Genomic DNA, 14,677 nt, shown 5'->3' with positions numbered 1-14,677 from the left:
GTATGTTTAAGCAATACCTGCAAGTCACGAAACCAGGCATCATCTTTGGCAACCTGATCTCCGTAATCGGAGGGTTCCTGCTGGCCTCTAAAGGCAGCATTGATTACACCCTCTTTATTTACACGCTGGTCGGTGTGTCACTGGTGGTTGCGTCCGGTTGTGTATTTAACAACTACATCGACATGGATATCGACAAGAAGATGGAAAGGACCAAAAATCGGGTGCTGGTTAAAGGCCTGATTGCTCCTTCCGTCTCGCTGGTGTACGCCACCTTGCTGGGTATTGCTGGCTTTATGCTGCTGTGGTTTGGTGCTAACCCGCTGGCCTGCTGGCTGGGGGTGATGGGGTTCGTGGTGTATGTGGGCGTCTACAGCCTGTATATGAAACGTCACTCCGTCTACGGCACGCTGATTGGTTCTCTCTCCGGCGCGGCGCCGCCGGTGATTGGCTACTGCGCCGTCACGAACGAGTTCGACAGCGGTGCGCTCATCCTGCTGGCTATCTTTAGCCTGTGGCAGATGCCGCACTCCTACGCCATCGCGATTTTCCGCTTTAAGGATTATCAGGCGGCGAACATTCCGGTTCTGCCGGTCGTGAAAGGCATTTCGGTTGCCAAGAACCACATCACGCTCTACATCATCGCTTTTGCCGTGGCAACGCTGATGCTCTCTCTGGGCGGTTACGCCGGATATAAATATCTGGTGGTAGCAGCTGCGGTGAGCGTATGGTGGCTCGGCATGGCCCTGCGCGGTTACAAAGTGGAAGATGACAAGGTCTGGGCACGCAAGCTGTTTGTGTTCTCGATTGTCGCCATCACCTCCCTGTCCGTGATGATGTCCGTAGACTTCATGGTGCCGGACTCGCAAAACCTGCTGACTTACGTCTGGTAAGTTTATGTGATGATGAAAAGGGTGCTTCGGCACCCTTTTTTATTCACCAAATCCATTAATCACGCATGTAATATTTGTTAAATAAGCCTTTATTTACCCCGCCCCTTCCCCGCACTACACTATGGCCTGCTTTTGAACTGAGGTGGTAATGAACGATTATAAAATGACGCCAGGCGAACTGCGTGCGACCTGGGGTTTAGGGACTGTTTTCTCGCTGCGGATGCTTGGCATGTTTATGGTCCTGCCCGTTCTGACCACATATGGCATGGCGTTACAGGGTGCCAGCGAAGCGCTGATTGGTCTGGCGATTGGTATCTACGGCCTGGCTCAGGCGATATTCCAGATCCCCTTTGGCCTGCTCTCCGACCGTGTGGGTCGCAAACCGCTGATTGTCGGCGGGCTGCTGGTGTTTGTACTTGGCAGCATCATCGCCGCCCTCTCCCACTCCATCTGGGGAATTATTCTTGGGCGCGCCCTGCAAGGTTCCGGGGCGATTGCCGCCGCCGTGATGGCGCTGCTGTCAGACTTAACCCGCGAGCAAAACCGCACCAAAGCCATGGCGTTTATCGGCGTCAGCTTCGGCGTCACGTTTGCCATTGCCATGGTGCTGGGGCCTGTTATCACTCATGCGCTCGGCCTGCACGCCCTGTTCTGGATGATTGCGGTGCTGGCGACCATTGGGATCGCACTCACGCTGTGGGTTGTGCCTGACAGTAAAAACCACGTCCTCAACCGTGAATCCGGGATGGTGAAAGGCTGCTTCAGCAAAGTCATCGCCGAGCCGCGCCTGCTTAAGCTGAACTTCGGCATTATGTGCCTGCACATTCTGCTGATGTCCACCTTCGTCGCCCTGCCCGGTCAACTTGCCGCAGCCGGTTTCCCGGCGGCAGAGCACTGGAAAATTTATCTGGTCACAATGCTGATCTCGTTTGTCTCCGTTGTGCCCTTCATTATTTACGCCGAAGTGAAGCGCAAAATGAAACGCGTCTTCATGGGCTGCGTGGCGTTATTGCTGATTGCCGAGATTGTGCTGTGGGGCGCTGGCCCGCATTTCTGGGAACTGATCGCCGGCGTACAGCTGTTCTTCCTGGCGTTTAATCTGATGGAAGCCCTGCTGCCGTCGCTTATCAGCAAAGAGTCTCCGGCAGGATACAAAGGCACCGCGATGGGCATTTACTCCACCAGCCAGTTTCTCGGCGTGGCGATCGGCGGGTCGCTCGGCGGCTGGGTGGACGGTCTGTTTGACTCCCAGACCGTTTTCCTCGTCGGTGCGCTGCTGGCGATGCTCTGGCTGTTTGTTGCCAGCACCATGAAAGAGCCGCGCTATGTAAGTAGCCTGCGGGTAGAAATTCCCGATGACGTGGCAATCGGTGACGCGTTAAAACAGCGTCTGGAAGCGACAGAGGGCGTGAGCGAAGTACTGATTGTCCCGGAAGAGCGCAGTGCATATGTCAAAATTGACAGCAAAGTGACTAACCGCTTTGAGGTGGAGCAGGCGCTGAAGGCCTGAAAAAATGCCCGGTTTAGCCGGGCATGATTGTCTTAATCGCGGAAGTTTTTAAACTGGAATGGCTGACCGAGATCGCCGCCACGCACCAGCGCCATCACGGATTGCAGGTCATCACGGGATTTTCCGGTCACGCGGATCTCTTCACCCTGGATCTGCGCCTGCACTTTGAGCTTACTGTCTTTAATAAGCTTAACGATTTTTTTCTGTACCGCGCTCTCAATCCCCTGCTTCAGCTTCGCTTCCACAAACCAGGTTTTGCCGCTGTGAACAAAATCTTCCGGTACATCAAGTGAGGTCCCTTCAATGCCGCGCTTGAGCAGCTTGGCGCGCAGGATATCCAGCAACTGGTTGACCTGGAAATCAGACTCGCTCAGGACTTTGATCGTCTTGTTCGCGTCGTTCAGTTCAATGGTCGCCTCAACGCCACGAAAATCGAAACGTGACTCAACCTCACGGACAGCATTTTCTACGCCGTTACGCGCTTCCTGCAAATCAACTTCAGAAACAATATCGAAAGATGGCATCTTTTCTTCTCCCTTCATTTTTGTTGCGTTGCATAATACCCGCAACGAGGCATAACGAGAAGCTTAGCTGATGGCGCTATACTTAGCGTCATAGCACCTGGCGCCGTTGCAGGTGAGGAGGAACGATGAAAGTAACAGTGCTTGGATGCGGAGCCCTTGGCCAACTCTGGCTTACAGCGCTATGCAAACAGGGACACGACGTTCAGGGCTGGCTGCGAATTCCCCAGCCCTATTGCAGTGTGAACGTAATTGGTACAGACGGTTCAATTTTTAACGAGTCCTTGACGGCAAACGATCCGGAATTTCTTGCCACCAGCGATTTGCTGCTGGTCACGCTGAAGGCCTGGCAGGTCTCCGATGCGGTGAAAAGCCTGGCCGCCCAGTTACCTGAAAGCACGCCAATCCTGCTGATTCACAACGGTATGGGTACCATTGAAGAGCTAAAATCTGTCCGGCAACCGCTGCTGATGGGGACAACCACCCACGCGGCACGTCGCGACGGTAACGTCATTATCCATGTTGCCAGTGGTATCACCCATATCGGTCCTGCGCGTGAACAGACCGGCGATTACAGCTATCTTGCGGATACCCTGCAAAGCACGCTGCCTGACGTCGCCTGGCACAATAACATTCGCGCGGAACTGTGGCGCAAACTGGCGGTCAACTGCGCGATCAATCCGCTGACCGCCCTGCTGGATTGCCCTAACGGTGAGCTGCGCAAGCATCCCGATCGGGTAGCGCTGATTTGCCGGGAAGTTGCCGCCGTCATTGAACGCGAAGGCTACCACACCTCAGAGTCCGATTTACGTTATTATGTCGACCAGGTCATTGAGAGTACGGCAGAAAATATCTCCTCAATGTTGCAGGATATCCGGGCTATGCGGCATACCGAAATTGATTACATTACCGGTTATCTGTTAAAACGCGCCCGGGCACACGGTATTACCGTTGCGGAAAACAGCCGTCTGTTTGAGTTAGTAAAACGAAAGGAGAGTGAGTATGAGCGCATCGGCACTGGTATGCCTCGCCCCTGGTAGCGAAGAGACAGAAGCGGTCACCACCATTGATTTGCTGGTGCGTGGTGGTATTAAGGTTACTACCGCCAGCGTCGCCAGCGACGGAAGTCTGGCGATTACCTGCTCGCGTGGGGTGAAGATCCTGGCGGATGCACCGCTTGTACAGGTGGCGGACGGTGATTACGACATTATCGTTCTGCCGGGTGGTCTGAAGGGGGCTGAGTGTTTCCGCGACAGCCCACTGCTGGTTGAAACCGTTCGTCAGTTTCATCTTTCCGGGCGTATCGTCGCGGCAATCTGTGCGGCCGCAGGCACGGTACTGGTTCCGCACGACATTTTCCCCATCGGCAATATGACCGGCTTCCCTGGCCTGAAGGACACCATTCCGCAAGACCAGTGGGTGGATAAGCGCGTGGTCTGGGATCCACGTGTTAACCTGCTCACCAGCCAGGGGCCGGGCACCGCCATTGATTTTGGCCTGAAGATTATTGACCTGCTGGTCGGGCGCGAAAAAGCGTACGAAGTGGCGTCATCGCTGGTGATGGCGGCGGGGATTTATAATTTCTACGAAGCCTGATGTCCTCCCGGGCTGGCAACGCGCTGGCCCGTCTGCCCCACAGAAATAGTGCAGCCAGCGTCACAGTTCTGCGATTCATTTTCCTGCCCTGAAGCGTCTCCCCACCGTCTCACCCTTCAAAAAACCCTTTATTTTCAGACAAATAATCAAATCTGCACCGCATTGCATGCCTGTTTGACAGGCTAAAAGAACCGTGAAAAACTGCATTCAACTGGTATATACCAGTTCAAAAATCCGCCAGCAAAGCCTGATAACATCAACAGCGGCGGGAGAGCAGAAATCTCTTCTGGAGTAAGCAATGTGATTACATTTCTTGAGCACAGAGTCATTCCTGTACTGATTCGCGTAGGCGAAAATAAAATACTGGTCGCCGTGCGCAACGGTATTGCGCTGACCTTACCCTTCACCATCACCGGTAGCCTGTTTCTCATTCTCGCCAATCTACCGATACCCGGCTGGAGTGAATGGCTTGGCCCGTTTGCCGAAAAGCTCAGCGCCCCGGTGGGCGTTACCTTTGGTGCGATAGGGCTGATTTCTGCGGTGGGTATCAGCTACAACCTCGCGAAGGAGTACAACCTCAACGCTATCACCTGCTGCATAGTCACGCTGGTGGTGTTCTTACTGGCGCAACTCAACGACAGCTATCAGCTCAACGTTGACAATCTTGGTGCGGCGGGGCTGTTTTCTGCCATCATCCTGGCGATTTTGACGGTGCACATCGTGCGATTTTTTATCCGGCACAACGTCGTGATCACCCTGCCGGAGGGCGTGCCTCCTGCCGTGGCGCAATCTTTTGCGAGCCTGATCCCCGCCGCGGTAGCAATCACTCTGATCTGGCTGATTAGGGTCATCCTGAATTTTGATATCAACCACTTCTTCACCCTGCTGCTCAGCCCGCTCGTCTCCGGCCTCGGTTCGCTGCCGGGCATGCTGGTGCTTATTTTTCTGATTTCGCTGCTGTGGTGCTGCGGCATACATGGCGACAACGTGCTTTCCGGCATCACCAGTCCCATTTTCCTGAAATACATCGCTGAAAATACTCAGGCCTATCTGCATCATCAGCCCATTCCCCATATTACCGCCGACGGGTTTTATATCGTCTTTATGTGCCTGGGCGGAACGGGCGCGACCATGGGGCTGGTCATTGCCATGCTGCGTTCCCGCAGTCGGCTGTACAAATCAGTGGGCAAGCTCTCCCTGCCCTCCGCGATATTTTGTATTAACGAACCTGTCATTTTCGGTTGCCCGATAGTCTTCAACCCACTGCTGATGATCCCGTTTACCCTGACGCCGATGATCCTGTGCATCTCAACCTGGTCGCTGATGTACTTCGACATCATTGGTCGCCCCGTCTTACAGATCCCCTGGACCATGCCGCCGATTTTCGCCGCATGGTTCGTGACCGGCGGCAATATCCCTGCCGTGATCTGGTCCGTCTGCACGCTGGTTATTTCCGCCCTGGTCTGGCTGCCGTTTTTCAAACTGGCCGAGCGCAAACAACTTGAAACCGAAGCGGCCGAAGAGAATGCCCGCCGCAACGCGGACACGCTTTCCGACCCCATCTTGTAAAAAGGAACCACGATGAAAAAGCTCAAGGTTGTCACTATTGGCGGCGGCTCCAGCTACACGCCAGAATTGATCGACGGTTTTATCAAACGCTACGCAGAGCTGCCGGTCACCGATTATTATTTGCTGGATATTGAAGAGGGAAAAGAGAAGCTGGAGATTGTCGGAAAGCTGGCCCAGCGCATGGTAGCTGAAGCCGGGCTCCCAATGAATATCCACCTGACGCTCGATCGGGAAGAGGCGCTGAAAGATGCCGATTTTGTCACCACGCAGCTGCGTGTCGGCTTTCTTGATGCCCGCATCAACGATGAAAAAATCCCGCTAAAATACGGCGTTCTGGGGCAAGAGACGACAGGTCCCGGCGGGTTTATGAAAGCTCAACGCACGATCCCGGTCCTGCTGGATATCTGTAAGGACATGGAAAGATGGTGCCCGAACGGCTGGCTGATTAACTTCACCAACCCGGCCGGGATTGTCACCGAGGCAATCACCCGCCACTCGGCCATTCGGACCATAGGCATTTGCAGTGGCGCAAACAGCATGATGATGGACATCGCCAAAGCCTACGGCGTGCAGAAGTCGGACGTTTACGCACGCATTATTGGTCTGAACCATCTTATTTTTGCCGACCAAATTTTCCTCAAGGGAGAGGATTATACTGACGACTTTATTGAAAAACTGGCCGAGGGCAGCGCAAATAACTCCCTGAAAAATATACCGGACATTGGGTTTAGTGCCCGCTTTGCCAGGGCACTCCACATGTACCCTATCTCCTACCTCAAATACTATTTTTTGACCCGCGAGATGACCGACGCCGCGCTGCGCGATGCAAATACTAAGGGAACCCGCGGCGAGCAGACGCGCGAAATTGAGCAACGGCTTTTTACGCTTTATCAGGATCCCCATCTCGCGCACAAGCCGAAAGAGCTGGAGCAGCGCGGAGGCGCCTGGTACTCCGATACTGCATGCTCGATCATCAGCGCTATTTATAACGATAAAAAAGAGGTCCACGTCGTAAATGTTCCTAACAGGGGCACAACACCCGATCTGCCGGATCACGTTACGCTGGAAACCAACGCCATGATCGACCGAAACGGCGCGCATCCCCTCGCCTATGGCAGGCTGCCCGTGAAGATCCGCGGCCTGATCCAGAGCGTGAAGGCCTATGAAGAGCTCACCGTTGAGGCCGCTGTCACTGGAAATTACGACACGGCGCTGCTGGCGCTGAGCGTAAATCCCCTTGTGCCTTCTGCCGCCGCGGCAGAACAGATCCTTAATGAATATCTTGAGGTCAACCACCGTTATTTACCCCAGTATGCTAAACGTAAGGACGCACAATGAACGTAGAACAGACAGACGATTATGCGGCGCTGAGTGACGCCGTGGCGAAAGCGGTCATTGAAACCGTTACGCAAAAACCCGATGCGCTGATTTGCATCGCGGGTGGAGATACGCCGCTGGGCGTTTTTGCCGCGCTTGTGCACGCCAGCAAACAGGGTAAGTTCGATTTTTCCCGTGCGGCATTTGTTGGCCTGGATGAGTGGCTGGGGCTGGGTCAGGCCGATAAAGGCAGCTGCCGGGAGATGGTATGGGGCCATTTCTTCAGCCACCTGGCCCTGCGCGACGATCAGATCTGTTTCTTTGATGGCCTGACGCAATCCCCCGAGGAAGAGTGTCAGCGTGTGGATAACTTTATTACGGCCCACGGTGGGCCTGACATCATTGTGTTGGGGATCGGTATGAACGGCCATATCGGCTTCAATGAACCGGGCGCCGCCCTCGATACCGGTTGCCACGTCGTGGACCTGGATGCGGTGACGCAGGCCGTTTCGGTTAAATACTTCGGCCAGCAGCGTCATATCCGTCAGGGCATTTCGCTGGGGATGAAGACTATCCTGGCCTCACGGGCCATTATTTTGATGGCAAGCGGCGAGAAAAAAGCCGACATCATCGCAACAACCGTCAATTCCGCACCGGACCCGGCGGTTCCCGCGACGCTGCTAAAGCCGCACCCACGGTTAAGGATCATTGTCGATAAAGCGGCAGCCGCTAAGCTGTAAAAGAGAAACAGGCGCTGATGCGCCTGTTATCGTTTGATGTGCATATTCTTGACGCGGAAAATATCTGCCCGGTTGTAGCTGATGGAGAAGTTAAATGCTCTACCGTCATCGAGGCGCGTGACTTCGGTAATTTTCAACATCGGCTGGCCTGGCAGAATATTGAGATGGGCCGCCAGCTCCTCATCAAAAAGATCCGCTTCAATCAGTGAATCGGCGTCGCTGATTTTCTTACCGGTAAAGTCTTCAATATAGCCATACAGCGATCCCACTTCGAGAATAGCCTGCGGAACAGTGGCAACCACCTTGTGAGGAATATTGCTGTCTTCAATTAACACCGGCTGTCCGTCCAGTAAACGGATACGGCGAATAAACCAGACATCATCACCCTGCGCAATTTCGAGGTGCTGTGCCAGCGCCGCGTCGGCGTGAAGGGTCGTCAACGTCAGCAAGCGGCTGGTTACGTTGACCCGCCCCTGAAATTCACGGGAAAACCCGAGAATACTGTCACTCTTTTCATTATTCAGAATGTAAATATTGCTGGCAGTATTCTTTAAAACAAACATGCCCTTGCCGTGGATACGCTCGATATACCCTTCCTGTACCAGCATCGCCATGGCTTTCTGAACCGTTACGCGCGTAACGTCATAAATACCGGCAAGATCGCGCTCCGACGGAATGCTTTCGCCCTTTTTGTAGACTTCATTGAGAATATCTTTTTTGATTCTCTCTTTGATTTCCCAGTACTTATGTTTTTTTTCCATTGTCGATTACCCGGCCAAAAAGAGCATAGAATCGCAGGCCCGGTAGCGCTCGCGCCACCGGGCGAGAAACTACGGGCGATACACCTTCACGTTCGCGAAGCCCTGCTCACGCAGATACAACGCCTGCAAACGGCTCATGACCCCACGTTCGCACCACAGCAGATACGTTTTGCTCTGGTCGAGATCGCCAAACTGGGTGCTCAGCTTGTAGAACGGCAGCGAAACCACCTCGACGCCTTCCACCTGCAACGGCTTGTCATCCTGCTCATCAACAGAACGGATATCCAGAATCGTATCGTTAGCACCGAAGCCGCTGACCGTCTCTACCTCAACCACTTCCTGCTCGGTCTGCTGAGCGATCTCACGGATATCGATGTTGGACGCTTCCGCCACCACTTTTTCCAGGATGCTGAAATCGAAGTTCTCTTCTTCCGCTTCGATCTTCGCCTTCACCGCTTTGATGGTTGGACTTTTTGAGATCACACCGCAATATTCCGGCATGGTGCGGGCAAAATCTTCAGTACCTATTTTACGCGCCAGATCGATGATGTGCTCTTTATCGTGAGAGATCAGCGGACGCAGGATCAGCGTATCAGACACGTTATCGATAAGACGCAGGTTAGTCAGCGTCTGGCTGGAGACCTGCCCCAGCGCTTCACCGGTGACCAGCGCCTGCACGCCGTAGCGCTCAGCCACTTTGGACGCCGCACGCACCATCATACGCTTCAGCACCACGCCCATCTGGCCGTCGTCCACTTTTTCGAGGATTTCGCCGACCACCGGCTCAAAGTTGATCGCCACAAAACGCACGCGGTGGGAGCTGCCGAAGCGGTTCCACAGGTAATGCGCCACCTGACGCACGCCGATTTCATGCGCCGCGCCGCCCAGGTTAAAGAAGCAGTAGTGCACGCGGCAGCCACGACGCATCAGCATATAGCTGGACACGCCGGAGTCGAAACCACCGGAGATCAGCGACAGCACATCTTCCTGAGTGCCGATAGGGAAACCGCCAATACCTTCGTAACGGCCCTTGACCAGCAGCAGGCGATCGTTTTCGATCTCAAGGTTAACGGTGACGTCCGGGTTAGTCAGGCGCACGCGCGCCGTTTCAACGTGCTGGTTCAGACCACCACCGACGTAGCGCTCAACCTCAATAGAGCTAAACTCATGCTTACCCCGGCGCTTCACGCGCACGCAGAACGTTTTCCCTTCGATCTGGTCGCGGTACTGCACCAGCGCCTTTTCGAAGATATCGTGCATATCGGTGAAGGGAACGTCTTCCACTTCCAGAATATGGTGAATACCCGGGATACGGGTCAGCGCGTCGCGAATATCAAGACGTTTGTTTTCGTCTTTCGCGCGGACTTCTACGTGGTCCCAGTGACGCACCACGGCGAGCGTTTCGTCGTAGTGTTTTAATACGTTACGAATGTTCCCGGTGAGAATTTTAATAAAGCGCAAACGCACGGATTGGCTTTTGATGGTGATTTCAGGGAACAATTTAATGATAAACTTCATGGCGGCAATGTTTCTTAGGCAAGCTTATAAAGGCTTGTAGTGGAAAATGATACAGCAGCCCACACCCGTGGCTGCATCCAGGCGCGCAAGTATACCACCATCGCGCCACTCGCGTTATTTGATAATTGCCCCGAGTCCGTTACCATGTCAGGGCGAAAAATTTAAGAGTCAATTCACTATGCCGAAGAAAAACGACGCACCGGCCAGTTTCGAAACTGCGCTGAGTGAACTGGAGCAGATCGTTATCCGTCTTGAGAGTGGCGATCTCCCGCTGGAAGACGCGCTCAACGAATTTGAACGCGGCGTGCAGCTCGCGCGCCAGGGGCAGGTAAAACTCCAGCAGGCCGAGCAGCGTGTGCAGATCCTGCTTTCCGACAGCGAAGACGCTAAAACCACGCCATTCACACCGGACGCCGAGTAAATGGATTTTTCCAACGCGCTTCAGGCGCGCGTCATCCGCGCCAACGATGCGCTGCGCCGATTCATTAAGCCGCAGCCTTTTCAGAACACTCCACTGGTTGAAGCCATGCACTATGGCGCACTCTTGGGGGGTAAACGCCTGCGTCCGTTCCTGGTGTATGCCACGGGCAATATGTTCGGTATCAGCGATAACACGCTGGACGCCCCGGCAGCCGCCGTGGAGTGTATCCACGCCTATTCGCTGATCCACGATGATTTGCCGGCCATGGACGATGACGATCTGCGTCGCGGTCAGCCAACCTGCCATATCAAATTTGGCGAAGCGAATGCCATTCTGGCGGGGGATGCGCTGCAAACCCTGGCCTTCTCCATTCTGAGCGATGCGCCGATGGTTGAGGTGAGCGATCGCGATCGTCTGGCAATGGTGTCCGAACTGGCAATGGCCAGCGGCGTCGCCGGGATGTGCGGCGGCCAGGCACTGGATTTAGAGGCTGAAGGGCGTCAGGTTACTCTGGAACAGCTGGAGCGCATCCACCGTCACAAAACGGGCGCACTGATTCGTGCAGCCGTTCGCCTGGGCGCGCTGAGCGCGGGTGAACGCGGGCGTAAAGCCCTGCCGGTTCTGGACAGATACGCAGAAAGTATCGGTCTGGCATTCCAGGTTCAGGATGACATTCTGGATGTGGTGGGCGATACTGCAACATTGGGAAAACGTCAGGGTGCGGATCAGCAGCTTGGCAAAAGTACCTACCCCGCCCTGTTGGGCCTTGAGCATGCCCAACGTAAAGCCCGGGATCTGATAGACGATGCCCGCCGGTCGCTGAATGAGCTGGCCGCGCAATCGCTGGATACCTCGGCACTGGAAGCGCTAGCGGACTACATAATCCAGCGTGATAAATAAACTATAAATCTCGATGAGCCTTTGATGAGTTTTGATATTGCCAAATACCCGACACTGGCGTTAGTTGACTCCACTCAGGAGTTACGTCTGTTGCCGAAAGAGAGTCTGCCGAAGCTGTGTGACGAGCTGCGTCGCTACCTGCTCGACAGCGTTAGCCGCTCCAGCGGCCACTTCGCCTCCGGACTTGGCACGGTTGAGCTGACCGTGGCGTTGCATTACGTCTATAACACGCCGTTCGATCAGCTGATCTGGGATGTAGGCCACCAGGCCTATCCGCACAAAATTCTGACCGGACGTCGCGATAAAATTGGCACCATTCGCCAGAAAGGGGGCCTGCACCCGTTCCCGTGGCGCGGCGAGAGTGAATATGATGTGTTAAGCGTCGGCCACTCTTCCACCTCCATTTCTGCGGGCATTGGTATTGCCGTTGCCGCCGAAAAAGAGAATAAACAACGCCGCACCGTCTGCGTGATTGGCGACGGGGCGATCACCGCCGGGATGGCCTTTGAGGCCATGAACCACGCGGGCGATATCAAACCGGACATGCTGGTGATCCTCAACGATAACGAAATGTCGATCTCCGAGAACGTCGGCGCGCTGAATAACCATCTGGCGCAGCTGCTGTCCGGCAAGCTTTACTCCTCACTGCGTGAAGGCGGTAAAAAAGTCTTCTCCGGCGTACCGCCGATTAAAGAGCTGCTTAAGCGTACCGAAGAACACATCAAAGGCATGGTCGTGCCGGGTACGCTGTTCGAAGAGCTGGGCTTTAACTATATTGGCCCGGTGGACGGCCACGATGTGCTGGGCCTGGTGACGACGCTTAAAAACATGCGCGACCTGAAAGGCCCGCAGTTCCTGCATATCATGACCAAAAAAGGGCGTGGTTACGAACCGGCGGAAAAAGATCCGATCACCTTCCACGCGGTGCCTAAGTTCGACCATACCAGCGGCTGCCTGCCGAAAAGCAGCGGCGGGATGCCGAGCTACTCAAAAATCTTTGGCGACTGGCTGTGCGAAACGGCGGCGAAAGACAACATGCTGATGGCGGTGACGCCTGCCATGCGTGAAGGCTCCGGCATGGTGGAGTTTTCCAAAAAATACCCGGACCAGTATTTCGACGTGGCTATCGCCGAGCAGCACGCGGTAACCTTTGCTGCGGGCCTGGCGATTGGTGGCTACAAGCCGGTGGTAGCGATCTACTCTACCTTCCTGCAACGCGCCTACGATCAGGTTATCCATGACGTTGCCATTCAGAAGCTGCCGGTGCTGTTTGCTATCGATCGCGCGGGCATTGTGGGGGCTGATGGCCAGACGCACCAGGGCGCGTTTGATCTCTCCTTCCTGCGCTGCATCCCTGATATGGTGATCATGACGCCAAGCGACGAAAACGAGTGTCGTCAGATGCTGTATACCGGTTACCACTATCAGGACGGCCCCTGCGCGGTACGTTATCCGCGCGGTAATGCCCTTGGCGTTGAATTACAGCCGCTGGAAAAACTGGATATCGGTAAAGGTCTGGTGAAACGCCGTGGTGAAAAAGTGGCGATCCTGAACTTTGGTACGTTGATGCCGGAAGCGGCAAAAGTCGCTGAAAACCTGAATGCGACGCTGGTCGATATGCGCTTCGTGAAGCCGCTCGATGAATCTCTGATTCTGAGCATGGCGGAAAGCCATGACGTGCTGGTCACGCTGGAAGAGAACGCCATCATGGGTGGCGCGGGTAGCGGCGTTAACGAAGTGCTGATGGCGAACCGTAAAGCCGTTCCGGTGCTTAATCTCGGCCTCCCTGACCACTTCATCCCGCAAGGCACCCAGGATGAGGCGCGCGCCGACATTGGTCTGGACGCCGCCGGTATCGAAGCTAAAATCCGCACCTGGCTGGCCTGATCCCTCCCCTTTTCTGCTCCTGCTATGCTTAAACGTATTGTTTAAACAGCAGGAGCGGAACCATGCAATACACGACATTAGGAAAAACGGACCTTAAGGTGTCCCGGCTTTGCCTGGGATGCATGACGTTTGGCGAGCCTGACCGGGGAAATCATGCCTGGACGCTGCCGGAAGAGAGCAGCCGCCCTATCATCAAGCGCGCCATTGACGGCGGCATCAACTTCTTCGATACCGCCAACAGCTACTCAGACGGCAGCAGCGAAGAGATTGTGGGCCGCGCCCTGCGAGATTTTGCCCGTCGTGATGACGTTGTGGTCGCCACTAAGGTGTACTACCCGGCAGGCGATCTGGCGGAAGGCCTTTCTCGCGCGCAGATCCTGCGTTCCATTGATGACAGCCTCAGACGCCTGAACATGGATTACGTCGACCTGCTGCAAATCCACCGCTGGGATTACAACACCCCGCTCGAAGAGACGCTTGAAGCGTTAAACGACGTTGTGAAAGCCGGTAAAGCGCGCTACATCGGCGCATCGTCCATGCATGCCTCACAGTTTGCCCAGGCGCTCGATCTCCAGGCGCAGCACGGCTGGGTGCGCTTTGTCACCATGCAGGATCACTACAACCTGATTTACCGGGAAGAAGAGCGCGAGATGCTGCCGCTCTGCTACCAGGAAGGCGTGGCGGTGATCCCGTGGAGCCCGCTGGCGCGCGGAAGGTTAACCCGTCCGTGGGGGGAAACTACCGCCCGGCTGGTATCGGATGAAGTGGGTAAAAACCTGTATGACGATACAGAAGCCAGCGATGCGTTAATTGCCGAACGCTTAGCCGGGATCGCCGACGATATCGGTGCAACGCGCGCACAGGTGGCGCTGGCATGGCTGCTGAGCAAGCGCGGTGTCGCCGCGCCGATTGTGGGCACGTCGCGGGAAGAACAGCTGGATGAGTTGTTGAGTGCGGTGGACTTATCGTTGACGCCGGAGCAGATTGCCGAGCTGGAGACGCCGTATCAGCAGCATCCGGTGGTAGGGTTTAAATAAACACTTGCCG

The 14,677-nt window shown here is 55.1% G+C and carries 14 protein-coding genes; 11 read left to right on the top strand and 3 right to left on the bottom strand.

The features are described 5' to 3' along the window. Positions 1–2: 2 nt before the first annotated feature. On the top strand, positions 3–890 hold the full coding sequence (gene cyoE / locus IM290_RS11965; protein WP_003859062.1) for a heme o synthase: 888 nt from the start codon (positions 3–5) through the stop codon (positions 888–890). Between the two features lie 148 nt (positions 891–1,038). Continuing rightward, a complete protein-coding gene (locus IM290_RS11960) occupies positions 1,039–2,400 on the top strand; it encodes an MFS transporter (RefSeq protein WP_193041812.1) in 1,362 nt (453 codons plus the stop codon). A gap of 32 nt (positions 2,401–2,432) precedes the next feature. Here the strand turns inward: IM290_RS11960 and IM290_RS11955 are convergent, their stop codons facing one another. After that, positions 2,433–2,924, bottom strand: a complete 492-nt coding sequence (locus tag IM290_RS11955) for a YajQ family cyclic di-GMP-binding protein (RefSeq protein ID WP_017383179.1) — start codon at positions 2,922–2,924, stop codon at positions 2,433–2,435. A 125-nt stretch (positions 2,925–3,049) separates the two neighbouring features. Here IM290_RS11955 and panE point away from each other — a divergent pair, with 125 nt between their 5' ends. From panE to IM290_RS11930, 5 genes are all read left to right on the top strand, one after another. Further along, positions 3,050–3,961, top strand: a complete 912-nt coding sequence (gene panE, locus IM290_RS11950; RefSeq protein WP_045911111.1) for a 2-dehydropantoate 2-reductase — start codon at positions 3,050–3,052, stop codon at positions 3,959–3,961. Beyond that, positions 3,924–4,517, top strand: a complete 594-nt coding sequence (gene yajL, locus IM290_RS11945) for a protein deglycase YajL (RefSeq protein ID WP_134690598.1) — start codon at positions 3,924–3,926, stop codon at positions 4,515–4,517. The genes panE and yajL overlap by 38 nt, the downstream gene beginning before the upstream one ends. A gap of 300 nt (positions 4,518–4,817) precedes the next feature. Then, complete coding sequence (locus tag IM290_RS11940; protein WP_017694419.1) at positions 4,818–6,086, top strand: PTS sugar transporter subunit IIC; 1,269 nt, start codon at positions 4,818–4,820, stop codon at positions 6,084–6,086. Positions 6,087–6,098: 12 nt separating this feature from the next. Next, positions 6,099–7,424, top strand: a complete 1,326-nt coding sequence (locus IM290_RS11935) for a 6-phospho-beta-glucosidase (RefSeq protein WP_193041813.1) — start codon at positions 6,099–6,101, stop codon at positions 7,422–7,424. Then, entirely contained in the window at positions 7,421–8,143 is a 723-nt protein-coding gene (locus IM290_RS11930; protein ID WP_193041814.1) for a glucosamine-6-phosphate deaminase, read from the top strand. Before IM290_RS11935 ends, IM290_RS11930 begins: the two co-directional genes overlap by 4 nt. A 26-nt stretch (positions 8,144–8,169) precedes the next feature. Here IM290_RS11930 and IM290_RS11925 read toward each other — a convergent pair whose 3' ends face one another. Both IM290_RS11925 and thiI read right to left on the bottom strand, forming a co-directional pair. Beyond that, positions 8,170–8,904 carry a GntR family transcriptional regulator gene (locus IM290_RS11925; protein WP_023296016.1) on the bottom strand — a complete coding sequence of 245 codons (735 nt, stop codon included), beginning with the start codon at positions 8,902–8,904 and terminating at the stop codon, positions 8,170–8,172. Between the two features lie 69 nt (positions 8,905–8,973). Then, positions 8,974–10,422 carry a tRNA uracil 4-sulfurtransferase ThiI gene (thiI, locus tag IM290_RS11920; RefSeq protein ID WP_006809903.1) on the bottom strand — a complete coding sequence of 483 codons (1,449 nt, stop codon included), beginning with the start codon at positions 10,420–10,422 and terminating at the stop codon, positions 8,974–8,976. A gap of 178 nt (positions 10,423–10,600) precedes the next feature. Between thiI and xseB the strand changes: the two genes are divergently transcribed. From xseB to IM290_RS11900, 4 genes are all read left to right on the top strand, one after another. After that, positions 10,601–10,843 (top strand): exodeoxyribonuclease VII small subunit, encoded by a 243-nt coding sequence (xseB, locus tag IM290_RS11915; protein ID WP_015571292.1) that lies wholly within the window; start codon positions 10,601–10,603, stop codon positions 10,841–10,843. Then, complete coding sequence (ispA, locus tag IM290_RS11910) at positions 10,844–11,743, top strand: (2E,6E)-farnesyl diphosphate synthase (RefSeq protein ID WP_193041815.1); 900 nt, start codon at positions 10,844–10,846, stop codon at positions 11,741–11,743. 24 nt (positions 11,744–11,767) lie between these two features. Next, positions 11,768–13,630, top strand: coding sequence for a 1-deoxy-D-xylulose-5-phosphate synthase (gene dxs, locus IM290_RS11905; protein ID WP_015571294.1), 1,863 nt, complete (start codon positions 11,768–11,770; stop codon positions 13,628–13,630). Between the two features lie 62 nt (positions 13,631–13,692). Further along, on the top strand, positions 13,693–14,667 hold the full coding sequence (locus tag IM290_RS11900; RefSeq protein WP_193041816.1) for an aldo/keto reductase: 975 nt from the start codon (positions 13,693–13,695) through the stop codon (positions 14,665–14,667). The last annotated feature ends 10 nt before the right edge of the window (positions 14,668–14,677 follow it).

This window comes from Enterobacter cloacae complex sp. S1, assembly GCF_014930525.1.
Lineage (GTDB): Bacteria > Pseudomonadota > Gammaproteobacteria > Enterobacterales > Enterobacteriaceae > Enterobacter > Enterobacter hormaechei_C.
Note: the sequence above shows the minus strand (reverse complement) of the source record. Positions and strands in the feature narration are given on the sequence as shown.